20 protein-coding genes are annotated in these 22,035 nt (G+C 74.1%); 17 read left to right on the forward strand and 3 right to left on the reverse strand.

The features are described from left to right. Positions 1-11: 11 nt before the first annotated feature. Positions 12-296 carry a DUF427 domain-containing protein gene (locus tag ACQ452_RS05225; protein WP_433390364.1) on the reverse strand — a complete coding sequence of 95 codons (285 nt, stop codon included), beginning with the start codon at positions 294-296 and terminating at the stop codon, positions 12-14. A gap of 110 nt (positions 297-406) precedes the next feature. Between ACQ452_RS05225 and ACQ452_RS05230 the strand changes: the two genes are divergently transcribed. The 11 genes from ACQ452_RS05230 (at position 407) to ACQ452_RS05280 (ending at position 12,056) form a co-directional block, all read left to right on the forward strand. Then, positions 407-1,807 carry an FAD-binding oxidoreductase gene (locus ACQ452_RS05230; protein ID WP_433390365.1) on the forward strand — a complete coding sequence of 467 codons (1,401 nt, stop codon included), beginning with the start codon at positions 407-409 and terminating at the stop codon, positions 1,805-1,807. Continuing rightward, on the forward strand, positions 1,804-3,147 hold the full coding sequence (locus ACQ452_RS05235; protein ID WP_433390367.1) for a class I SAM-dependent methyltransferase: 1,344 nt from the start codon (positions 1,804-1,806) through the stop codon (positions 3,145-3,147). The genes ACQ452_RS05230 and ACQ452_RS05235 overlap by 4 nt, the downstream gene beginning before the upstream one ends. A gap of 89 nt (positions 3,148-3,236) precedes the next feature. Beyond that, the gene (locus ACQ452_RS05240; RefSeq protein WP_433390369.1) at positions 3,237-3,794 is read left to right on the forward strand and encodes a helix-turn-helix domain-containing protein; all 558 of its coding nucleotides are present in this window, start codon (positions 3,237-3,239) and stop codon (positions 3,792-3,794) included. After that, positions 3,787-4,665 carry an SRPBCC family protein gene (locus ACQ452_RS05245; protein WP_433390372.1) on the forward strand — a complete coding sequence of 293 codons (879 nt, stop codon included), beginning with the start codon at positions 3,787-3,789 and terminating at the stop codon, positions 4,663-4,665. The genes ACQ452_RS05240 and ACQ452_RS05245 overlap by 8 nt, the downstream gene beginning before the upstream one ends. A gap of 91 nt (positions 4,666-4,756) precedes the next feature. Then, positions 4,757-4,990 carry a zinc-ribbon domain-containing protein gene (locus tag ACQ452_RS05250; RefSeq protein WP_433390375.1) on the forward strand — a complete coding sequence of 78 codons (234 nt, stop codon included), beginning with the start codon at positions 4,757-4,759 and terminating at the stop codon, positions 4,988-4,990. A 7-nt stretch (positions 4,991-4,997) separates the two neighbouring features. Beyond that, positions 4,998-5,177 (forward strand): hypothetical protein, encoded by a 180-nt coding sequence (locus tag ACQ452_RS05255; RefSeq protein WP_433390378.1) that lies wholly within the window; start codon positions 4,998-5,000, stop codon positions 5,175-5,177. Between the two features lie 56 nt (positions 5,178-5,233). Then, entirely contained in the window at positions 5,234-5,698 is a 465-nt protein-coding gene (locus tag ACQ452_RS05260; RefSeq protein ID WP_433390380.1) for a hypothetical protein, read from the forward strand. A gap of 108 nt (positions 5,699-5,806) precedes the next feature. Further along, positions 5,807-6,916: a hypothetical protein gene (locus ACQ452_RS05265; protein ID WP_433390382.1), complete on the forward strand. Its 1,110-nt coding sequence runs from the start codon at positions 5,807-5,809 to the stop codon at positions 6,914-6,916. Continuing rightward, complete coding sequence (locus tag ACQ452_RS05270) at positions 6,913-8,445, forward strand: hypothetical protein (RefSeq protein WP_433390384.1); 1,533 nt, start codon at positions 6,913-6,915, stop codon at positions 8,443-8,445. The genes ACQ452_RS05265 and ACQ452_RS05270 overlap by 4 nt, the downstream gene beginning before the upstream one ends. A 164-nt stretch (positions 8,446-8,609) precedes the next feature. After that, positions 8,610-10,817, forward strand: coding sequence for a trypsin-like serine protease (locus ACQ452_RS05275; protein ID WP_433390387.1), 2,208 nt, complete (start codon positions 8,610-8,612; stop codon positions 10,815-10,817). 480 nt (positions 10,818-11,297) lie between these two features. Next, positions 11,298-12,056 carry a MerR family transcriptional regulator gene (locus tag ACQ452_RS05280; RefSeq protein WP_433390390.1) on the forward strand — a complete coding sequence of 253 codons (759 nt, stop codon included), beginning with the start codon at positions 11,298-11,300 and terminating at the stop codon, positions 12,054-12,056. A 48-nt stretch (positions 12,057-12,104) separates the two neighbouring features. Here ACQ452_RS05280 and ACQ452_RS05285 read toward each other — a convergent pair whose 3' ends face one another. Continuing rightward, the gene (locus tag ACQ452_RS05285) at positions 12,105-13,628 is read right to left on the reverse strand and encodes a gluconokinase (RefSeq protein WP_433390392.1); all 1,524 of its coding nucleotides are present in this window, start codon (positions 13,626-13,628) and stop codon (positions 12,105-12,107) included. Positions 13,629-13,798: 170 nt separating this feature from the next. On the opposite strand from ACQ452_RS05285, the gene ACQ452_RS05290 reads away from it, so the two are divergent. From ACQ452_RS05290 to ACQ452_RS05305, 4 genes are all read left to right on the forward strand, one after another. Continuing rightward, positions 13,799-16,192: an acylase gene (locus ACQ452_RS05290; protein WP_433390394.1), complete on the forward strand. Its 2,394-nt coding sequence runs from the start codon at positions 13,799-13,801 to the stop codon at positions 16,190-16,192. A gap of 127 nt (positions 16,193-16,319) precedes the next feature. Continuing rightward, positions 16,320-17,456, forward strand: coding sequence for a hypothetical protein (locus ACQ452_RS05295; RefSeq protein WP_433390396.1), 1,137 nt, complete (start codon positions 16,320-16,322; stop codon positions 17,454-17,456). Positions 17,457-17,556: 100 nt separating this feature from the next. After that, a complete protein-coding gene (gene yidD / locus ACQ452_RS05300) occupies positions 17,557-18,009 on the forward strand; it encodes a membrane protein insertion efficiency factor YidD (protein WP_433393992.1) in 453 nt (150 codons plus the stop codon). Between the two features lie 67 nt (positions 18,010-18,076). Then, positions 18,077-18,562, forward strand: a complete 486-nt coding sequence (locus ACQ452_RS05305; protein WP_433390399.1) for a WapI family immunity protein — start codon at positions 18,077-18,079, stop codon at positions 18,560-18,562. Between the two features lie 96 nt (positions 18,563-18,658). On the opposite strand, the gene ACQ452_RS05310 is transcribed toward ACQ452_RS05305, so the two are convergent. After that, positions 18,659-19,108, reverse strand: coding sequence for a MarR family winged helix-turn-helix transcriptional regulator (locus tag ACQ452_RS05310; RefSeq protein WP_433390402.1), 450 nt, complete (start codon positions 19,106-19,108; stop codon positions 18,659-18,661). Between the two features lie 72 nt (positions 19,109-19,180). Here ACQ452_RS05310 and ACQ452_RS05315 point away from each other — a divergent pair, with 72 nt between their 5' ends. Both ACQ452_RS05315 and ACQ452_RS05320 read left to right on the forward strand, forming a co-directional pair. Then, the gene (locus ACQ452_RS05315) at positions 19,181-20,413 is read left to right on the forward strand and encodes a multidrug effflux MFS transporter (RefSeq protein ID WP_433390404.1); all 1,233 of its coding nucleotides are present in this window, start codon (positions 19,181-19,183) and stop codon (positions 20,411-20,413) included. 98 nt (positions 20,414-20,511) lie between these two features. Continuing rightward, a complete protein-coding gene (locus ACQ452_RS05320; protein ID WP_433390407.1) occupies positions 20,512-21,708 on the forward strand; it encodes an aminoglycoside phosphotransferase family protein in 1,197 nt (398 codons plus the stop codon). Positions 21,709-22,035: the final 327 nt, after the last annotated feature.

The raw sequence follows: 22,035 nt of genomic DNA on the forward strand, positions 1-22,035 counted from the left end.
GCGTGGGCGCGTCAGTCGACGACCCGGACGTCCTTCCAGAAGGCGACCCGGTCGCGGACCATCGCGGCCTCCGACTTCGGCTGCGGGTAGTACCAGACCGCGTCGGCGCTGGTGCGGCCGTCGTGTTCCAGCGTGTAGTAGGACGCGGTGCCCTTCCACGGGCAGACGGTGTGCGTGTCGGAGTCGCGAATCAGGTCGTCGCGCAGGGCGGCGCGCGGGAAGTAGTGGTTTCCCTCGACCAGCACGGTGTCGTCGCTCTCGGCCACGACCAGGTCGTTCCAGACGGCTTTCGGCATGGCTCCCACGTTATGCCGCCCGCTGGGCGGCAGCCAGTCGCCCGGGCGGGGGCGCACCCGGGAGCGTGGACGTCCCACGTTGTGGGCACTGCGACGCGTACAGTGACCGCATGTGTGCGGTCCGTGTGGATCACCATCCGGTCGACCACGACGACGCGGTGGCCCGGCTGCGACGGTCGTACGCGGCGGTGCCCGCGCACGCGCCGGTGCGGCTCGCCAAACGCACCTCCAACCTGTTCCGTCCCCGGTCGGCCCCCCGCGCGCCGGGCCTGGACGTCAGGGGGCTGACCGGGGTGCTCGCCGTGGACCCGGCGGCCCGCACGGCCGACGTGCAGGGCATGTGCGCCTACGAGGACCTGGTTGACGCGACCCTGCCGCACGGGCTGATGCCGCTGGTCGTGCCGCAGTTGCGCACCATCACCCTCGGTGGGGCGGTCACCGGGCTGGGCATCGAGTCCACGTCGTTCCGCAACGGCCTGCCGCACGAGTCGGTGCTCGAGATGGACGTGCTCACCGGGGCGGGCGAGATCGTCACCGCCCGGCCGGAGGGGGAGCACGCCGACCTGTTCGCGGCGTTCCCCAACTCGCTGGGCAGCCTCGGCTACGCCACCCGGCTGCGCATCGAACTGGCGCCGGTACGCCGGTTCGTGGCCCTGCGCAACGTCCGGTTCACCCGCCTGGAGGCCCTCGCCGACGCGCTCGCCGAGGTCACCGCGACCCGCTCGTGGGCCGGCACGGCGGTGGACGCCATGGACGGGGTGATGTTCAGCCCCGGCGAGGCATACCTGGTGCTCGGCACCTTCACGGACGACGCGCCGCCGGTCAGCGACTACACGGGCCGCGACATCTACTACCGGTCGTTGCGCCGGCGCACCCACGACGCCCTCACCGCGTACGACTATCTCTGGCGCTGGGACACCGACTGGTTCTGGTGTTCGGCGGCGTTCGGGGTGCAGCATCCGGTCATCCGGCGGGTCTGGCCGGCGCGGTGGCGGCGCAGCGACGTCTACCACCGGCTGGTCCGGTTCGAGCACCGGCACGGCGTGGCGGCCCGCATCGACCGGCTGCGCGGCCAGCCGGCCCGCGAACGCGTCGTGCAGGACGTGGAGGTTCCGCTGGAGCGGACGGCGGAGTTCCTGCGCTGGTTCGCCGGCGCCGTCGGGATGGCCCCCGTCTGGCTCTGCCCGCTGCGGCTGCGCGAGCCGTCCGGCCCCGGATCGGGTCGGGCCTGGCCGCTGTATCCGCTCCGGGCCGGGCAGGACTATGTGAACATCGGGTTCTGGGGCAGCGTGCCGGTCGCGGCGGGCGCCGCCGACGGCGACGTCAACCGGGCGATCGAGCGCACGGTGTCGGAGTTGGGCGGCCACAAGTCGCTCTACTCCGACGCGTACTACGACCGGGAATCCTTCGACCGGCTCTACGGCGGAGTGACGTGGCGCGCGGTGCGGGACCGCTACGACCCGGAGCATCGGCTCACCGGACTGTACGAGAAGGCGGTGGCACGCGCATGAGCCTGACCGAGCGAGACCAGGGGGCGGCGAGCGCTCCCACCAGCCCGCCGAGGGGAAGCCGGCGCCCGGGTCCGACAGTGGTGGACGTCGTCCGCGCGTTGACCGCCGGGCCCCTCCCGGTGCGGGTGACCGGGTACGACGGCAGCGCGGTCGGCCCCGCCGACGCGGGGATCACCCTGTCGATCCGTTCCGAGCGGGGGCTGACCTACCTGCTCACCGCGCCGGGAGACCTGGGCCTGGCCCGGGCGTACGTCGGCGGTGACCTGGCGTTGCAGGGGGTGCACCCGGGCGACCCGTACGAGGCGTTGCGGCTGCTCAAGGACGAGCTGCGGCTGCGTACGCCGTCGCTGACCGAGGGGCTGGCCCTGGCCCGCGGGCTGGGCTGGGAGCGGCTGGTGCCGCCGACGCCCCCGCCGCAGGAGGCGCTGCCGCGCTGGAAACGCGTGGTCAACGGGCTGCGGCACTCCCGCAACCGGGACAGCACCGCGATCTCGCACCACTACGACGTCTCGAACGCCTTCTACGAGAGGGTGCTCGGCCCGTCGATGACGTACACCTGCGCGCTCTTCCGCTCGCCCGACGACACGCTGGAGCAGGCGCAGGCGGCCAAGTACGACCTGGTGGCGCGGAAGCTGGCGCTCACGGCGGGGATGCGGCTGCTCGACGTGGGCTGCGGGTGGGGCGGGATGGTCCGGCACGCGGCCCGCGAGTACGGCGTGCGGGCGCTCGGGGTGACCCTGTCGAAGGAGCAGGCCGACTGGGCGCGGGCGGCGATCGAGCGGGAGGGGCTGGCCGGGCTGGCCGAGGTCCGCCACCTCGACTACCGGGACGCGCCGCGCGAGCAGTTCGACGCGGTCTCGTCCATCGGCCTGACCGAGCACATCGGGGTGCGCAACTACCCGGCCTACTTCGGCGCCCTGTCCGACCGGCTGCGGCCGGGCGGCCGGCTGTTCAACCACTGCATCACGCGGGCCGACAACCGCGCGCCGCACCGCTCGGGCGCGTTCATCGACAGGTACGTCTTCCCCGACGGTGAGCTGGCCGGCCCGGGTCGGGTGATCGGCGAGATCCACGACGTGGGGCTGGAGGTGCAGCACGAGGAGAACCTGCGCCGGCACTACGCGCTGACCCTGGCCGCCTGGTGCCGCAACCTCGCGGAGCACTGGGACGCCTGCGTGGCCGAGGTGGGTGCGGGCACGGCCCGGGTGTGGGGCCTCTACATGGCCGGGTCGCGGTTGGCGTTCGAGCGCAACGGCATCCAACTGCACCAGGTGCTGGCCACCCGCAACGGCCCGGACGGGGCGAGTGGCTTCCCGCTGCGCCCCGACTGGCTGCCCTGATCCGCGTCCGACAGCCGCGCCGCCCGATCGGCGCGGCTGTCGCCGAATCCGTTGACAAACAAATTTTGTACGTACAAACTGATTTTGCCATGAGAGACGTCCTGTACCTGGAACAGATCGAGCAGGCCGAGATCCTGCTCAAGCCGCACCGCGTCGCCGTGCTGCGGCAACTGGCCGAACCGCGCACCTGCACCGAGGTCGCCACCCGGCTGGAGCAGACGCCGCAGCGCGTCTATTACCACGTCAAGCAGCTCGTCACCGCCGGGCTGGTGGAGCTGGTCAGCGAACGCAAGGTCCGGGGCATCACGGAGGGCAGCTACCAGGCCGCCGCCCGGTCCTACTGGCTCTCGCCGCGGCTGGTCGGCCGCATCGGCCTGCGCCGGGCCCGCGACGAGCTGAGCCTCGGCCACCTGCTGGACCTGATGGAGGAGGTGCAGGCGGACGTCGCCGCGCTGGACCGCGCCGCCCCCGAACTCCCCTCGATCGGGGTCGCCGGCGAGATCCGGGTGCCGGCGGAGCTTCGCCCGCAGTTCCTGCACGACCTGCAGACCGCTCTGCAGGACCTGTTCACGCGCTACGGGGGTGCCGAGGGAGACGCCTTCAAGCTCGCCGTGGCCTGCTATCCGAAGGGAAAAGAACGTGACTGAACCGATGAGGTTGCCCGTCCGTCTCGCCGCGCCGGCCGAAGCTGTCCGCCGGGCCCTGACCGACCCGGCCGAGCTGCGCCTCTGGCTCGCCGAGCACGCCGAGGTCGAGCTACCGCGACGCTACGAGTTCTGGGGGCGGCACACCCCCGAGGGCGACGCTCCGCACCAGCGGCTGCTGCACGCCGACGACGACACGCTGCGCTTCACCTGGCTGCTCGACGGGGTGGAGACCACGACCGAGTTCGCGCTGCGCGCCGAGGCCCCCGACACGACCGTGCTGACGCTGACCCAGAGCCACTTCGACTTCGCCGAGGCGATGAGCGGCAGCACCATCCGGGGCGTGCTCCAGACGTTCTGGAGCCTGTCGCTGGCCAACCTGGCCGCCCACCTGGAAGGGCAGCCGTTGCTGCCGAAGGTCGACTTCACCTCCGCCGAGCTGCGCGGCGAGCTGCTGATCGACGCGCCGGTGGCGAAGGTGTTCGAGTCGCTGACCGACTCCGCGCAGGCCAGCGCCTGGTTCGGCTACCCGATCGGCATCGAGCCGTGGGTCGGCGGTCGCTACGCCATGGGCGGCTTCGAGTCCGGCTACGCGGCCAAGATCGTCGACCTGGAGCCCGACCGGAAGCTGTCGGTGGACTGGGGGCCGACGGGCGTCAGCACCTGGGAACTGGCCGAGTCGCAGGGGAAGACGAAGCTGATCTTCGTGCAGTCCGGCTTCGACGAGCAGAACCCGCCGTACGGGGCCTGGGCCGGGTCGGTCTCCGGGCTGTTCGAGCTGCGCCGCTTCCACGAGATGAAGGACTGGCATCCCATCTGGCTCCCCGCCGACGTGCCGGGCCTGGCACCCGAGTCCGCGCAGGCGACGGGCTGACGCCCCGGTCCGTCCACTCGCGGGCCTCGTCACCGCGAAGGAGCGAGGAAGTCGAGGTGATAGTCGGGCTCCGGGTGGGTACTGACGGGCGATGTTCTTCATCTTCGGGCTCCGCACCAAGGTCAGCCAGTCCGGCGTGGTGCAGCAGGTCTGCCGCAACTGCCACAACCACGCCGCACAGGTGATCACGCGCCGGGCGACGAAGTTCAGCCTGTTCTTCGTACCGATCATCCCGATCCGCACCCGCTACGTGCAGCAGTGCACCTTCTGCGGAGCCCAGTACGACATCTCGCGGGCCGAGGCCGAGCGCCTCCCCGCCGGCTGAGCCCCCGATGGCCCGTTTCCTCTGCTGGCTGATCGGCCGGCAGCCCGAGCTGCCGCCTCCCGCGCCCCTGCACACCGCGCCCCGGCCGCCCTGCACCCCCGGGCGTCGCCGCCGGCGCCGCGACCGCCGGCCGCTGGCGGGCACCGCCCTGCCCCGCTCGCCCTGGAACCGCTCCGCCGGGCGTTGACGGCCCCCGATGCGCCAGGGGTCCGTCGGCTCGCCGGGCCGTGCCAGGATGTGGCGGTGACGTACCCCCCTTACGCGTCGTACCCGCCGATGCCCGGTCCGGTGCACCCGCTGATCGCCTACCCCCACCCGATCACCCCCCCGCCGGGCTACGCGGTGCTCGTCGTCACGGTGAACCGTGGCCCATACCTCATACCCGCCCCGGTGAGCAGCAGATTCAAGGTCGCCGGGCAGCCGGTGGCCATCCCCGGCGAGGGCACCTGGCACCTGGCCGTCCCACCGGGGCAGCACGACGTCCGCTACACCGACTTCATGGGCGTCCCACTGATCACCACCACGCTCGTCATCCACCCCGGCACGGCGCAGCACCTGTCGTTCCGCTTCGGTGGCTGGCGCAACCGCGTGCACGACGGGCAGGGCACCGACGTGACGAAGTTCGGGCTGTGGTCGAACTACAGCATGAGTCTGATCGTGCTCGCCGTGTTCCTGCTGGTCTGCTGCGGTCTCTTCGGCCTGCTCTGACCGGGTCCCGCCGGGCCCGGTCCCCCCGGCCGGCGGGACGTGGCGGAAACCCCGCCGGTCGGGGCGGCGCCCGGCGGGGGCGGCGGTGACCGCATATCGTGGCGGATCGTGACGAGCACCGAGGAGCGACTGGCCGCGATCCGCGGCGGCGTACCGCCCAGGCGGCACAACGCCCGCACCATCGCCGCCCTGACCGGCAACCCGGGCTGCACGCGGCGGGCCGTGCTGGACGGCGCCGGCGTGGACAAGCCGAAGCTGGCCGAGCGGATCGGGTTTCCCGCCCGCTTCGGGCAGTCCCGGTTCGCCATCACCCGGGGCAACGTGTTCGAGGCGCAGGTCAAGGCCGACGGCGGGGCGGAGTTGCTGCGACTGGTCGCCGAGCGGTTGGGCGTAGCGGTGCCCGCGGCGGCGAGCTGGACGGATCTCGGCGACGGCGCGCAGGACGACCTGGCGGCCCGGCGCCGTCGCTCCGCCGAGCTGCTGACGGGTGCCGTGCCGGACGGGACGCCGGACACCGCCGCGCTCTTCGACCACCCGCTGCTGGGCCTGGACGTCGCCGGCCGCCGGGTGCACCTGGAGCCGGATCTGGTCGCGGCCCGGCTCGCCGGCCGGTTCCACGTCGTGGAGATCAAGTCTTTCCCGGTGGTCGACGGTCAGGCCGACCCGGCGAAGGTGTCCGCCGCCGCGATCCAGGCCGCCGTCTACGTGCTGGCCCTGCGCGAGCTGCTGGCCGCCGCCGGCCACGACCCGGAGCTGGTGTCGCACGACGCGGTGCTGGTCTGCCCGCGCGACTTCGCCAACCAGCCGGTGGCCAGCCTGGTCGACGTGCGCAAGCAGCTACTGGTGCTGCGCCGCCAACTCGACCGGATGGCCCGGCTCGACACGCTGCTGGCCGCCGTGCCGGCGGACTTCACCGCCGACCTGACCACCGACCCCGCGACCCTGCTCGCCACGTTGTCGACGGTGCCGGCCCGGTACGCGCCCGACTGCCTGGCGACCTGCGAGCTGTCGTACTTCTGCCGGCACGAGGCGCGCGGCGACACCGGGGCGCTGGGCCGGCCGGTCCGCGAGGCGCTCGGCGGGGTCGCGGCGGTCGACGAGGCGCTGGCGCTGGCGGCCGGCGAGCGCACGCCGGAGCCGGGGCAGGAGGAGGCCGCCGCGCTGCTGCGGGCCGCCGCCCGGCTGCGCGCCGACGCCCTCGCCGGAAACCCCGCATGAGTACGCTGCGCGCGCTCGCCCGGGCCCAGGCGCTCGCCGCCGGGGTGGCCCAGCCGGTGGCGACGGTCCGGCACCTGCACCTGGCCGGGCGGCCGTTGGTGCTGGTGCCGCTGGCGATGGCCGGCGAGGCGAACGCGCCACTGGCGGCACTGGTCGGTGACGCCCCCGACGCGGCGCGGCTGCTGATCGTCCCGCAGCCCCGCAACCGCGACCAGCGGTTCGCGTTCGCCGCCGAGCTGGCCGGCATCGTGCTGCCCTATCTGGACGGGTTCCGGGGCGTCGCCGAGGCGGTGCCGGTGGACCGGGGACGGGACGTGCGGTACCGCTACGTCGACGCCCCGCAGCTACTGGTGCCGAACCCGGCCGGGATCACCTTCCTGCGGCTGCTGGGCCGCTCCACCCGCTTCCGCCGCCCCGACGGCGACTACCCCGTGCACCCGGCGGTGCCGGTGCTCGGGCGCTGGCTGACCTTCTTCGCCGAGCGGGCCGAGCACCCGGGGTCGTCGGCGCTGCTGGCGATGACCGACGCGCTGGCCCTGCACTGGGCCACCGGGCAGAGCATGGTGGAGGACCTGCACCTGCCGGCGCTGCTCGGCTGGATCGACCCGCCGGCCGGGCTCACCGGCGCCGAGGCGGCGGCCCGGGCGGAGGACCCGGCGGTCTGCCCGCCCGCCGGCCCGGCCACGGATCCCGAATTCGACAACCAGCGGCTCGCCCCGGCCATCGCCGCGTACACCGACGCCGAGGGCGACCCGGTGGCGCGCGCCGGGGCGTACGCGGAGCTGGAGCGGCTGCTGCGCGACCAGCTCGCGCCCACCTGGGAGCTGATGTGGCGCGGCGTGGGGCTGCTGCGCGGCCTGCCCCCGGGCGCCCGGGTGGCGGGCCGGTGGGACGGCGACAAGGACGCCTTCACCGGCTACGCCGAACACGTCGACGCGGGGGGCGCGCCCCAGCCGCGCCGGGACGGTGCGGTGGCCGCCGCCCAGCGGCTGCACCGGCTGGAACGGGCCCTGACCTCCTACGCGGTGCAGCGCGCCTACGACGACCCGCTGGTGATGGCGGAGCACCGGCTCAGCGGGGAGGCGTTCGTCGGCGAGGTGACCCTGGCGGACCCGAAGCGGGTCGACGACACCGGCAAGCGGCCGGTGCTGCGCCCCCGCGTCCAGGTCGTCACCACCGAGGCGGTGCCGATGCCGCTCGGCGCGACGCTGTACTCGCCGACCCGCCCGGCGCAGAAGGCCCGGGTGGTCTTCGTGACCCCGGTGGCGGACGGCAAGACCGAGGTGGTGCTGGAGCTGTCGGGCGCGATGGGCCGGGGGCTGACCGCGCCGCCGGGCAGCGTGCCCGAGGTGGGGGAGCGGCTCTGCTACACCACCCTGTCGGACGGGTTCATGCCGGCGGGCTCCTTCCCGGCCGCCGAGGAGACGCCGTGGACCCATGGCGGACCGCCGGTTTCCGCCGCACCGGCCGACGCGCCCGGCCCGGCCGAGCCGGGTCCGGACGGCGGCCCGACCGAGGAATGGTCCTGAGGCTGATACGTTCGGACTGGCCCCGACAACTGCTGATTGAAGGTGGTTGTCCCGCCGTGGAAGCTTTGCGATCGGGGACCGCTATCCATGCACCCGGGTCGATAGCATTCGTCACCAGGGCCCTTGATCCGGCCCTGGCGACACCACGAGACACGGGGGCAGCATTGTCAATTCGTCGCGCACGCCGGTGGGGCGCCGCCCTGCTGGGCGCCACTCTCGCGGCCGGGCTGCTGGGCGGCGGCTCCGCTTCGGCGCTCGCCGCCGCCGAGCCGGTCCCGGACGGCACATACCTCTTCAACGCGAAAATCACCTTCGGTGACGTCCGCGCCTGTTCCGGCGCGCTCATCGACCCGAACTGGGTGGTGACGGCGAAGTCCTGCTTCGCCGACGGCGCCGCCGCCGCAGCCACCGGCGCGCCCGCCGAGACGACCACCGCGCTCGTCGGCCGCACCGATCTCACGACCGCGGCCGGCGTTCAGCGCCGCGTCACCCACATCGTGCCCCACCCGGACCGCAACCTGGCCCTGGCGCGGCTCTCCGCCCCGGCGACCGGCGTGCCCACGGTCGCGCTCGCCGCCGCCGCGCCGGCGGCGACCGAGACCCTGCTGGTCACCGGCTACGGCCGCACGGCCACGGAGTGGGTGCCGAACAGGTTGCACCAGGGCTCCTTCACCGTCCAGGACGTGACCGCCGGGTCCGTCGGGTTGGCCGGGGCATCGGCCGGCGCCACCCTCTGCAAGGGCGACGCCGGCGCCCCCGCGTTCCGCGTCGGCGCGGGCGCCGTCGAGCTGGTGGCGATCGCCGGCACGTCCTGGCAGAAGGGCTGCCTGGGCGAGAGCGAGACCCGCGAGGGCGCCACCGCCACCCGCGTCGACGACCTCGGCGCCTGGGTCCGCGAGCAGCTCGCCGACGTGCAGATCTTCGGCGTCCTCGCCGGTGGGCAGCTCACCTACAGCGCCATCGACTCCGCCACGGGCGACCTGCGGGCCAACCGGCAGTCGACCGCGACCCTCGGCTTCACGCCCAAGGCGATGGCGACGCTTAACGAGAACACGATCCTGATCACCGACACCGGCGGCACCCTGTACCGGGTGGACGTCACCGGGCACGACCCGCTGACCTTCACCAAGGCGAACCTCGGCACCGGTTGGTCGGCGTACGACCGGCTTACCTACGACGGTTACGGCTCGCTCTACTACATCAACGGGGTCACCAACCAGCTCTACCGGCGCACGATCACCCGCGCCAAGCCGGGCATCAGCGACCTCACCGGGTTGGTTGCGGTCTCCACGGGCTTCGGCCAGAAGACGATCACCTCGCCGGCTCCCGGGCGCATCCTCGGCACGCACCCCGACGGCCGGCTGCTCTCCTACCGCATCTACGGCGACGGCCCGGGTGGGTGGGCGGTCAGCACCCTGGCCGCCACGGGCTGGGCCGGTCCGACGCACCTCGTCTCGCCCGGCGGTGGGCACTACTACGCCCGCAGTTCCACCGGCAGGCTGGACCGCTATCGCGACGCCAACCCCGTCGACGGCAGCGGCACCGACATCCAGAGCTTCCCCGCCGACCCGGTCAGCACGTCCGGCTGGAGCCAGACGCTGCTCTCCGCCCGCCCCTGGGCCGGGCTCGTCCCGGTCTTCGGCACCAGGGCCGACGGCCGCCTGTCCTACACGGCGCTCGATCCGGTGACGGGGACGAAGACGGTCAGCACCGTCTCGACGCAGACGCTCGGCTTCACCCCGAGGGCGATGGCCACCCTCAACTCGGACACCATCGTGATGACCGGCACCAACGCGCACCTCTACCGGGTGGACATCACCAGCCACGAGCCGTTGGCCTTCACCGTGTCCGCGCCGATCGCCACCAGCGGGTGGACCCACGAGCGGCTGGTCTACGACGGCAACGGCGGCCTCTACGGCACGGCCGCCGGCTTCCTGCGCCGCTACAGGCTGACCAAGGCCAAGCCGGGCAACGGCGACTTCCCCGCCTGGCCGGTCTACGACGGCAACGGCGACCCGGCCACCGGATTCAGCCTGCCGACGCTGGGCGCCACCGGCAGGAACCGACTGATCGCCACCGCCGGCAGCAAGTTGGTGGCGTACGACGTCGACGCCGACAACGTGTGGCACCGGACGGACCTGGCGGCCACCGGCTGGAGCGACATGAAGTCGCTCGTCACCCCGGGCGGAGGCCACTACTACCGGCTGGACGCCGCCGGTGGGCTCACCGGCTATCTGGACCTGAGCCCGTTCAACGGCAGCGGCACCGACGTGAGTGCCTACGTGCCGACGGCCGGCACCAGCACCGGGTGGGACCCGATCCTGTCGGCCGTGCCGTACGACTCGTGGCCGGACAGCATCCGCCGCTGGTGAGAGCGGCGATCTGAGCAGTGCCCGTGTGGGCCGCCCGGTCGGGCGGCCCACACGGCTTTGGTGGGTGCCGGTCGCCTGTCCACGCGGAACGCCGGTGCCGAACCGACACCGTCTCGGCCGCCACGCGTGGCGGCCCTTCCTTGCTACGCCGGGTGATGTTCCTTCGCTGCCGGAACTGATCCGTTTCCCCCTTTGCTCTGCATCCATCGACGCACCAGGCACGCTGCGTAAGTGTGACGATGGGCCTCCGCGGCGGACAATGGCAGGCCAGAGCGGTGGTGCGGTGGGGGATGCAGAGCAAAGGGAGGCGGGCGGACGTGAGACGCCCCGCGCCAAGTGACGCTACGTGACGGTCGAGCGGAGTTACTCCGAGTGAAGGCCGGCGGGTGGACCGTGGTGGAGGCCGTACCGGAGCGGCCGGACCGGGCTTGACCCTCACGTAACGGCAGGGGGCAGCCTGGTCTTCGACAGGGAGGGACCATGGCCTACACGGTGGGGCAGGTGGCGAAGGCGGCCGGAGTGACAGTGCGGACGCTGCATCACTACGACGAGATCGGCCTGCTCTCGCCCGGTGGTCGCAGCAGCGCCGGCTACCGGCGCTACGACGACACGGACCTGGAGCGGCTGCAATACATCCGCTACTACCGGGAGTTGGGGTTCCCGCTCGAGGAGATCGCCGCGATCCTCGACGACCCGGCGAGTGACCCGGTGGCGCACCTGCGCCGCCAGCACGAACTGCTGACGGTCCGTGTCAGGAGGCTCCAGGAGATGGTCACGGCTATCGAGTTCGCAATGGAGGCGAGCAAGTTGAACATTCCACTCACGCCACGGGAGCGGTTCGAGGTCTTCGGCGACTTCGATCCGGACGCGCACGCCGACGAGGCCGAGCAGCGCTGGGGCGGCAGCGAGGCATACCGGGAGTCGAACCGGCGCACGTCGCGCTACGGCAGGGACGACTGGCTGCGGAACAGGACGGAGAACGAGGACTGGGGGCGGCGGCTCGCCGAGGTGATGTCCTCCGGCGTGCCGGCGGACAGCCCGGCGGCCATGGACCTGGCCGAGGAACACCGGCAACTGATCAGCCGCTGGTTCTACGAGTGCACGTATGAGATCCACACCGGGCTCGCCGACATGTACGTGGCGGACGAGCGGTTCACCGCGTACTACGAGAAGATCAGGCCGGGGCTGGCCGCGTACCTGAGCGAGGCCATCCACGCCAACGCGATCACCCGCGCCTGAGCGCCCGCCGCCCGTCCCGCGCCGCGTCGACCGCCCGGATGGCGGGGGTCATCCGGGCGGCAGGGCCGGGGCGAGGCGGCGCAGGGCGGCGAACGTGGGGACCAGCGCGTCGTACAGCCCGGCGAAGAGCGGCAGCAGGGCGGCGTACGTGGCGGCGGCGGCCGGGTCGGGGCGGGCCGTCTGCGCGATACGCACCAGGTCGGCGGCGACGTCGACGGAGGGCACCAGCCCCAACGCCTGCATGCCGAGCAGCGCCGCGCCGAAAGCGGAACCCTCGTGCCCGGCGGGGAAGCGCACCGGCGTGCCCAGCACGTCGGCGAGCATCTGCCGCCACAGCGGGCTGCGGGAGAAGCCGCCGCCGGCGCGGATCTCCCGGACCTCGTTGCCGGCGGCCCGCACCGAGGCCAGCACCAGCGCCAACTGCTGGCAGACGCCCTCCATGGCGGCCCGCACCAGGTGCGCGCGGCGGTGCTGGTGGGTCAGCCCCACGTACGCGCCGCGCGGCAGCGCGCTCCAGTGCGGGGCGCGCTCGCTGAGCAGGTACGGCAGCATGATCAGACCGCCCGATCCGACCGGCGCCCGGGCGGCCAGCGCCAGCAACTCCTCCTCCGCGTCCTCGCCCAGCTCCGGGGCGAGCGCCTCGCCGGCCCAGTCCAGCACGATGCCGCCGTTGTTGATCGCCCCGCCGACCACCCAGCGGTGCTCGGTCAGCGCGTAGCAGAACACCCCGCCGAGCGGGTCGACGCCGGGACGTTCCACCACCACCCGCATCGCGCCGCTGGTGCCGACGGAGCAGGCCATCACGCCGGGGGCGACCGCGCCGAGCCCCAGGTTGGCCAGCGGGCCGTCCCCGGCGCCGACGACCACCCTCGTCTCCTGGGGCAACCCCGTCGCCGTGGCGGCCTCGGCGGTGAGGCCGGGCAGCACGGTGGTGGTCGGCACCAACTGCGGCAACTGCTCGGCGGTGATCCCGGCGAGGCCGAGGGCCTCGGCGTCCCAGGAGAGCTGGGCGAGATCCATCAGCCCCGTGGCGGAGGCGACCGAGTGGTCGATCACCAGCGCGTCGCACAACCGCAGCAGCACCCAGTCCTTGATGCCCACCCAGTACGCGACCCGCCCGAACAGCACCGGCTCCTGCTCGGCGTACCAGAGCAGCTTGGCCAGCGGCGCCATCGGGTGCACCGGGGTGCCGGTGCGGCGGTGCAGCGCGAGCCCGGACGGGACGGCCCGCAGCCGTTCCGCCTGCCGGCTGGCCCGCGAATCCGCCCAGGTCAGCGACGGGGTGAGCGGCGTGCCGTCGGAGTCCAACCCGATCAGGCTGTGCATCGCCGAGGCGAAGGAGAGGCCGGCCACCGGCCGGTTCAGCTCCGCGACGACGGTGCGGACCGACTCCAGCACCGCCGCGTGGATGTGCCGGGCGTCCTGTTCGGCGTAGCCGGGGTGGGGCTCGTCCAGCGGGTAGCCGACCGCGTGGTGGGCGAGCTGGGCACCGTCCACGTCGTACGCGACGGCCTTGGTACTGGTGGTGCCGATGTCGACGCCGATCACCACCGGGCGCAGCGGATCGCCCACCGGTCCACCCCCTCGCTGGCCTCGGGTGCCGCCGACGTTACCCAGCGTCCGGGCGGCCCGTAGGGGGAACAACCCGTTTCCCGCTCGGGTCTTCCTCCGCGAGCCCGCGACGGCGAGAATGGCCGTCGATGTGAACGTCCCACAGGTCCCCCGACCGGGAGGAAGTCACGATGAGGCCGAAGCCGGTCTGCGCGTTGCTCACCGCCCTCGCCACCGCCGTCTCCACACTGGCCGTCGGCGTACCGTCGGCTACCGCGCGGCACCGCGACGGCGGCTACTCGGCGGAGATCCGCCGGGCGTCGTACGGCGTTCCGCACATCACCGCGCGTTCCTTCGCCAGCCTCGGCTTCGGCGTCGGCCACGTCCAGGCCGAGGACAACATCTGCGTCATCGCGGAGCGGGCCGTCACGGTCAACGCGGAACGGTCCCGGCACTTCGGGGCGGCGGGCCCGACGGACCCGAACGTGCGCAGCGACCTGTTCTTCCGCAAGGCCATCGACGACGGCACCGCCCAGCGGCTGCTGCGCGGGCCCCGCGACGGTGTGCGCTCCCCCTCGAACGAGGTACGCGACCAGATCCGTGGCTTCGTGGCCGGCTACAACCACTACCTGCGCCGCACCGGCGCCGCGAACCTCACCGACCCGGCCTGCCGGGGCAAGCCGTGGGTGCGCCCGCTGACCGAGCTGGACATGTGGCGGATGAGCTGGGACAGCATGGTGCGGGCCGGATCGAGGGCGGTGCTCGACGGGATCGTCGCCGCCGCCCCGCCCACGGCCACCGGCCCGGCGGCCGTGCTGGACGCGCCCGGCGCCGCGGCGGTCGTCGCCGCGAGCGACGGCGCGCCCGCGGGCGTCGGCAGCAACGCGTACGGGCTGGGTGCGCGGGCCACCACGCACGGCGGCGGGATGGTGCTGGCCAACCCGCACTTCCCGTGGGAGGGGGAGGACCGCTTCTACCGGATGCACCTGAAGGTCCCCGGCCGCTACGACGTGGAGGGCGCGGCGCTGATCGGCGACCCGATCATCGAGATCGGGCACAACGGCAAGGTGGCCTGGAGCCACACCGTGTCGACGGCCCGCCGCTTCGTCTGGCACCGCCTCGCGCTGGTTCCCGGCGACCCCACCTCCTACTACCTGGACGGCCGGGCACGGAAGATGACCACCCGCACGGTGAGCGTGCGGGTGCCCGCCCCGGGCGGCGGCACCGTGCCGGTCAGCCGCACCTTCCACGACACCCACTTCGGCCCGGTGGTCGTCGTCCCCGGCACCTTCGACTGGAGCGACACCGCCGCGTACGCGATCACCGACGTCAACGCGGGCAACAACCGCGCCTTCGACGGCTGGCTCGAGATGGGCCGGGCGAAGACGGTCCGCGAGCTGAAGCGGGTGCTCGACCGGCACCAGTTCCTGCCGTGGGTGAACGTGATCGCCGCCGACTCGCGCGGTGAGGCGCTCTACGCCGACCACTCGGTGGTGCCCCGGGTGACCGACGAACTGGCCGCCGCCTGCATTCCCGCGCCGTTCCGGCCGCTCTACGCGGCCAGTGGGCAGGCGGTTCTCGACGGTTCCCGGTCGGCCTGCGCGCTGGGGCGGGACCCGGACGCGGTGGTGCCCGGCATCCTCGGCCCGGCCAACCTGCCGATCCGGTTCCGGGCGGACTACGTGACCAATTCCAACGACAGCCACTGGCTGGCCAACCCGCAGGCCCCGCTCGAGGGCTACCCGCGCATCATCGGCCCGGAGCGCACCGAGCGCAGCCTGCGTACGCGCCTGGGCGTGGAGCAGGTGCGGCAGCGGCTCGCCGGCACCGACGGGCTGCCCGGGCGGGGCTACACCGCGTCCCGGTTGTGGCAGACGGTCTTCGGCAACCGCGCGTACGGTGGCGAGCTGTTCCGCGACGACCTGGTCGCGCTCTGCGTGGCGAATCCCACCGCGACGGCCTCGGACGGGTCCACCGTCGACCTGCGCCCCGCCTGCCGGGCGCTGCGGGGTTGGGACCTGCGCGTCGACGTGGGCAGCCGGGGCGCGCACCTGTTCACCGAGTTCGTCCTGGCCGGCGGGATCCGGTTCGCCGACGCGTTCGACGCGGCCGATCCGGTGCGCACCCCGAGTCGGCTGGACACCGCCGACCCGCGCGTGCTCACCGCGCTCGCCGACGCGGTGCGCGGGCTCGCCGGCATCCCGCTCGACGCGCGGCTGGGTGACGTCCAGACCGAGCCGCGCGGTGACCGGCGTGTCCCGATCCACGGCGGGCGGGCCGAGGCCGGCGTGTTCAACATGATCGTCAACCCGTTGACGCCCGGCGACGGCTATCGGAAGGTCGTGCACGGCTCGTCCTTCGTGATGGCGGTGGAGTTGGGTCGCACGGGTCCGTCGGGGCGGCAGATCCTCACCTATTCGCAGTCGGCCAACCCGAACTCGCCCTGGTACGGCGACCAGACCCGGCTCTACTCCGGCAAGGGCTGGGACACGATCAAGTACACGGAGGCGCAGATCGAGGCCGACCCCAACCTGCGCACCTACCGGGTGGGGGAGGGCCCCGGGGACGCTGACCGACCCGGATGAAATCCACTTTTAGTCCGAATTGGTCCGTCGATCGGCTATTTGCCCGCTCCGACGTGTCCCACCACGCGCCGCCGCAGTTGACCCCGGTGACACCCCGGTTGGTGGCCTGCGCGGCGGAGGAGTCGGCGTGGCAAGGACTGATTCGACGGGTTCCACGTGGCGGTACCGGTGGGTGCACCGGCAGAACGAACGGCAGCGGCGGGAGTTCCGCGGCGCCGAACAGGCATGGCGGCGGCGCGACGACGAACTGCGCCGCCTGCGTACCCTCGCCGAGATGTTCCACGGCTCGGCGGCGGCGGGCGCCGGCCTGCCCCTGGAACTCGCCCCCGGCGAGGTGGCGTTCTGGGTGTTGCCGGCCGCGCAACTGGTGCAGGTCCGGCACACCGCCGTGCTCCCGGCGCCCGACCTGACGGTGACCCTGACGGCCGCGCCGCTGCGGCCCCGCCGGCCCGACGGCGTCCGGGTCGCCGACGCCGGCGTCGCCGTGATCACCAACCGCCGGTTGGTGCTGCTCGGCGGCGGCGGCCGGCGCGACTGGTCGTACGGGAGGATGACCGGCCTGGCCCACGACCCGCACGCGCCGGTCACCCTGATGCAGGTGCTGGACCGGCGGGGCACCTGCGGGCTGATGCTTCCCGCCGACGTCGCCGCCGACTTCCGGTTCAAGCTGACCCTCGCCTTCGCCGACGCCATCGAGCAGCGCGACGCGGTGCTCGACCAGCTCGACGAGGCGATCGCCGAACACGCGCAGCTCAAGCCGTTCCGGCCGCAGATCGTCACCCCGGCCCAGGCCCGGCGCTTCGCGTCCGTGCCCGGCGGCCGGCGCACCGTGGCCGTCGCCGCCGGCATCGCCCTGCTGGTGCCCGCCGCGCTGCTGGACACCGATCCGACCGACCGCACCGGTTCCGAGGTCGCCGTCGCCGCCACCCCCGCCCCCGGTGCGCCGGGTCCCGCGCCGGCCGCCCTCCCGGCCGGGCCGGCGCGGGCGGAGCCGATCGCGTCGAAGCCCCGCCCGGCCGCGCCGACGCCCACCGGCGGGGGGCTCTGCGGCGCGCCCGCGAACCCCCTGGGGTACGACTTCTGCGGCGGGGAACGCATCCGCAGGCCGGTCGCGGAGGTCTGCGACTGGTTCGACTGCGCGCCCGGGTTCTGGGCCGGCCGGGGCCACCTGGTGCAGTGCCGCGACGGCTCCGTGAGCCTGACCGGCGGGCGGCGGGACGCCTGCGCGGCGCACGACGGGGTGCGCCGCACCGTCTGGGGCTGACCCGCCGGCGGCGGGCTCGCGGCGGCCACGGGCCTGGTCCGTGCCGCACGCCAGGCACCACCGCTTCCCGGGCCGTCGGGGGTGGCGCGGCTGTCGCATGATGTCTCCCGTGATCAATCTGAGGGGCGACCGCCGTCGCAAGAAGAAGAGCCGCTTCGACAACTGCGACGCGTGCAACTGCGACGTGCCCTGCTGCGACCTGGGGCTCTTTTCGGCGCTGCTCACTCTCGGCGCGCTGCTCGCCCGGCTCGTGGCGCCCGGTCGCACCGGCGGTCGCAGCCACCGCCGCACCAGCCGGGCGTCGACGCCGCTGAGTGCCGCCGCCGGGCGGGCTCCGCTGGTGGACCGGGCCGGGCGGGCCGCGATCCTCGGCTACCGGCGCTGGCTGTCGCACCGCTGGCCCGGGCAGTGCCGCTACACCCCGACGTGCAGCGCGTACGGGCTGGCCGCCGTGGAGCGGCACGGGCTGGCCGTCGGCGGACGGCTGGCCGCCGACCGGCTGCGCCGCTGCCGACCGGACGTGCCGCGCGGCACCCACGACCCGGTGCGCTGACCGGGGTCGCCCCCGGGCTGCGGGATTTTCCGCCCGCCCGCGCGCACAGTACGGCCATGATGAGGGCATGGAGATCCGCTCCGACGACGGTGCCCGGGTGAGGATCCGCCCGGTGGGCTACCAGCCCGGGGTCGGGCCGCCCGACGACCCGGACGACGCGGCGGAGTGGGACGACTGGCTGCTCGTCGAGACCGACGCCCGTACCGCCGACGGGCAGGCCTGGTCGCATCTCGACCCCTGCCTGACGGTGGTCGAGGCGTACGCGCTGGCCGGCTGGCTGCGCGGGTGGGCCGGGACGGCCGGCCCGGCGGAACCCGAGGCGGTGGTGCGCTTCACCGAACCCAACCTGGCCTTCCGCGCCCGGCTGCTGCGCCGGCGCCGGCTGGCGTTGACAGTCGAGTTCTCGTCCGGGTCGCTGCCTCCGTGGCTGCCGCGCCGACCGCTGAACGCGGTCTACCCGCTGACGCTCGCCGTCTCCGCCGACGCCCTCGCCGCGGCGGCCCGGCAGTGGGCGCGGGAGGCCGACGCGTACCCCCGTCGCGCGGTCGCCTGACCCGGCGCTGCCCGAGCTGGGCGATGCGGGCGTCGCCAGGCGGTCTCCCAGACGTGGGGCGGCCTCCAGAGCCGATCCGTTGCAGCGTCGCCGTACTCAGGGCTGCCCCGTCATCCGGTCGGTGAGGCGGCGCAGCGCCGGGGCGGCGGCGAGCAGCGCCGCGCGGTCGGGGTCGTCCAGTTCGGCCAGGGCGGCGGCGAGCAGGTCGCGCCGGTGCCGCCCGTACGCGGCCATCCGCTCCCGCGCCGCGTCGGTCAGCTCCAGCCGGACGGTGCGCCGGTCGGCCTGGTCCCGTTCCCGGTGCAGCAGCCCGGCGGCGGTCAGCTCGCCGACGAGGGTGCTGACCGTGTTGGGTGCGGTGCCGAGCCGTTCGGCTGCCTCGCGTACGCCGATGCCGGGCCACCGCCGCACGAGCCGCAGCACCTCCACCTGGGCGTCGGGCAGGGCGGTGCGGGCGGCCCGCTGGCTGGCGGCGCGGCGCAGCACCCGGTGCAGGTCGCCGAGCGCGCCGCTGAGCTGCTCGACCGTCTCGTCCGTCACAACCATGCCCTTCACACTTCAACAGCTCTGTTGTCAGAGCTATCGTATGCGGGCTCAGCCGCCATCGAGGGGACCGCCATGCCGCACGCCACCGCGCCGCCCGTCCGACCGGACGACCGCGTCGCCGCGCCCACGGGGCGGGCCGCTCTCGTGCTGCTGGCGCTGCTCGGCACGCTCACCGCGTTCGGGCCGCTCTCCCTGGACACCTACCTGCCGGCGTTCCCGGAGATGACCCGCGACCTCTCCGCCAGCCAGGCGCAGATCCAGCTCTCGCTCACCACCTGCCTGATCGGCATGGCCCTCGGTCAGTTCGTCACCGGCCCACTCAGCGACCGGTTCGGCCGGCGACGGCCCGTGCTGGTGGGCGTGTGCGCGTACACCCTGCTGTCGTTGCTCTGCGCGGCCGTGCCGTCGGCGGAGACCCTGGCCGCCGCGCGGCTCGCGCAGGGCTTCGCCGGCGGCATGGGGGTGGTCGTCGCCCGCGCCGTCGTGCGTGACCTCTACTCGGGCCGCGAGGCCGCGAAGTACTTCTCCCGGCTCACCCTCGTCTTCGGCATCGCCCCGATGGCCGCGCCCGCCTTCGGCAGCCTCGTGCTGCGCTTCGGCGACTGGCGTACCGTCTTCGTCGCCCTCGCGGTGATCGGCGCGCTGCTCGCCGCCGCCGCCGCGTGGCGGCTGCCGGAGACGCTGCCCGCCGCACGGCGCAGCACCGGCGGCCTCGCCGCCACGGCCGCCGCCGGCCGCTCGCTCCTCACCGACCGGATCTTCCTCGGGTACGCGCTGGCGCAGGGCCTCGCCTTCGCCGCCCTGTTCGCCTACATCTCCGGATCGTCCTTCGTCTTCCAGGACGTCTTCGACGTCTCTGCCGGCACGTTCAGCCTCATCTTCGGCGTCAACGCGCTCGCCCTGGTCGCCGCCGGCCAGCTCAACGCCCGCCTGCTGGACCGCTTCGAGCCCCGCCGACTGCTGCTGTGGCCGCTGGGCATCGGGGTGCTGGCCGCCGCCGTCGTGCTCGCGGGCGCGCTGCTCGGCAGCCTGCCGCTGGTGGCCGTGGCGCTGTTCGTCTTCGTCGGCTCGCTCGGCATGGTGATGCCCAACGGCACCGCGCTCGCCCTGGACCGGCACCCCGCCCACGCCGGCACGGCCGCCGCCCTGCTCGGCACCGTCCAGTCGCTTGTGGGCGCGATGGCCGCGCCGCTGGTCGGGCTGGGCGGCGAGGGCAGTGCCGTCCCGATGGCCGTGGTGGTGGTGGGCGCGGCTGTCGGGTCCCTTGTGGTGGTCGGCACCCTGGCCCGCAGCCGTCGGTCCTGACGGCCGCGCCGGCGGTCGGCGATCGCCCCGCCGGTGCGGCCTGCCGGGCGGCGGATAACCCCTCGCCGGGGCCGGCAGGGCGGCGGTAGCGTACCGGCGTGTCCCGTGCCGTGACCCTCGCCCTCGTCGATGCCGCCGGCACGCCGCTGGGCGCGCTGCCGCCGTTCGACCTGCCGTCGCCCTGGTGGCAGGAGGTCGCCCCGATCGTGGCCGAGGCCCGCCGGCGGTACGGCGTCGAGGTGACCGTGCTCCGCCTGCTGACCGGCGACGCTCCGCAGCCGATGGGCGGCGCGGTCACGTACCTCGGGCAGGTCGACGAGCCGCCCAGCACGCCGCTCCTCCCGGCGCGGGTCGACCTGTCGGCGGACCCGCTGCGCGCCCCCTACGCAGAACCCGGTGGGCCGGCGCGCAGCCTCACCTGGGCGACCGGGGAACTGCGGCGGCTCGACCGCCCGGCGCGGACCGTCACCCAGCAGCGCACCTGGAACCTGTCGGCGATCTGGCGGCTCGACGGTCCGGGCGGCACGGCCTGGCTGAAGCAGGTACCGGCGTTCTTCCGGCACGAGGCCGCCGTGCTGCGCTGGCTCGGCCGGGCCGCGCCGGAAGGGACGCCGACGCTGCTCGCCGAGGACGGCGACGGCCGGATGCTGATCGACCACGTGCCAGGGGAGGACCGCTACGGCGCGCCCGTCGAGGAGCGGCTGGCGATGGCTGCCGACTACCACCCGGTGCAGGTGCGCTCCGTCGCGGACGTGGCGGAACTGGTCGCGGCCGGCGTGCCCGACCTGCGCGCTGACGCCCTGCCGGGCTGGATGCGCGCCCGGCTGGCCGGCTACGACACCGCCCCGGTGGAGCCGCTACTGGCGGGCCTGGCGGCGCGGCTCGACGAGGTGCGCGGGTGCGGGCTGCCGGACACGATCGTGCATGGCGACCTGCACCCCGGCAACGTGCGCGCCGACGCCGGCCGGCACGTGGTGATCGACTGGGGGGACGCGTTCGTGGGGCACCCGGCGTTCGACGTGCTGCGGCTGGTCGAAGGGCTCCCTGATGCCGCCGTCGCCCCGGTGCTCGCCGAGTGGGGCGCGCGGTGGCGGGCCGAGGCGCCCGGGTGCGACCCGGAACGGGCCGTGGCGCTGCTGCGGCCGGTCGCGTCGCTGCGGCTGGCCGCGGTGTACGCGATGATCCTCGACGGCATCGAGGCCAGCGAGCGGGTCTACCACGCGACGGACGTCGACACCTACCTTGAGCGGGCGCTCGCCCAGGCCGCGACCGTTTCCGGGATTCCGGCCCGGTAGCAGCGGGCGCACCCGACGTGCGCGGGCGGAGTGCAGGCGGAGTGCAGGCGGAGGACCGCCCCCTGGTGGCCGATGGAGGGACCCGCACCCCGGACCGCCGCCATCGCCCTGCGGGTGCTCTGGGGCCACGCTTTCGAGCTGATGTCGTAGACGATTCAACGGCCCCGGTGGCCCTGATGTCACAAACGACTCAGCTCGAAAGCGTCGCACGGCCCATGGCCCGCCACGCACTTTCACGGCCACCCCCGTCCACCGGGGGTGCTCGCCGAGAAAGGCACTGTCAGCCGGGCAGGTCAGGTGATCTTCAGTGCCGGCGAGGCGCGACCA

This window comes from Micromonospora sp. KLBMP9576 (genome assembly GCF_050941805.1).
In the GTDB taxonomy this organism is placed as follows: domain Bacteria; phylum Actinomycetota; class Actinomycetes; order Mycobacteriales; family Micromonosporaceae; genus Micromonospora.

Coding starts and splice junctions, on each gene's coding strand:
- ACQ452_RS05225 (WP_433390364.1), bottom strand. CDS start 296: ATGCCGAAAGCCGTCTGGAACGACCTGGTCGTGGCCGAGAGCGACGAC.
- ACQ452_RS05230 (WP_433390365.1), top strand. CDS start 407: ATGTGTGCGGTCCGTGTGGATCACCATCCGGTCGACCACGACGACGCG.
- ACQ452_RS05235 (WP_433390367.1), top strand. CDS start 1,804: ATGAGCCTGACCGAGCGAGACCAGGGGGCGGCGAGCGCTCCCACCAGC.
- ACQ452_RS05240 (WP_433390369.1), top strand. CDS start 3,237: ATGAGAGACGTCCTGTACCTGGAACAGATCGAGCAGGCCGAGATCCTG.
- ACQ452_RS05250 (WP_433390375.1), top strand. CDS start 4,757: ATGTTCTTCATCTTCGGGCTCCGCACCAAGGTCAGCCAGTCCGGCGTG.
- ACQ452_RS05255 (WP_433390378.1), top strand. CDS start 4,998: ATGGCCCGTTTCCTCTGCTGGCTGATCGGCCGGCAGCCCGAGCTGCCG.
- ACQ452_RS05270 (WP_433390384.1), top strand. CDS start 6,913: ATGAGTACGCTGCGCGCGCTCGCCCGGGCCCAGGCGCTCGCCGCCGGG.
- ACQ452_RS05280 (WP_433390390.1), top strand. CDS start 11,298: ATGGCCTACACGGTGGGGCAGGTGGCGAAGGCGGCCGGAGTGACAGTG.
- ACQ452_RS05290 (WP_433390394.1), top strand. CDS start 13,799: ATGAGGCCGAAGCCGGTCTGCGCGTTGCTCACCGCCCTCGCCACCGCC.
- yidD (WP_433393992.1), top strand. CDS start 17,557: ATGTCTCCCGTGATCAATCTGAGGGGCGACCGCCGTCGCAAGAAGAAG.
- ACQ452_RS05305 (WP_433390399.1), top strand. CDS start 18,077: ATGGAGATCCGCTCCGACGACGGTGCCCGGGTGAGGATCCGCCCGGTG.
- ACQ452_RS05310 (WP_433390402.1), bottom strand. CDS start 19,108: ATGGTTGTGACGGACGAGACGGTCGAGCAGCTCAGCGGCGCGCTCGGC.
- ACQ452_RS05315 (WP_433390404.1), top strand. CDS start 19,181: ATGCCGCACGCCACCGCGCCGCCCGTCCGACCGGACGACCGCGTCGCC.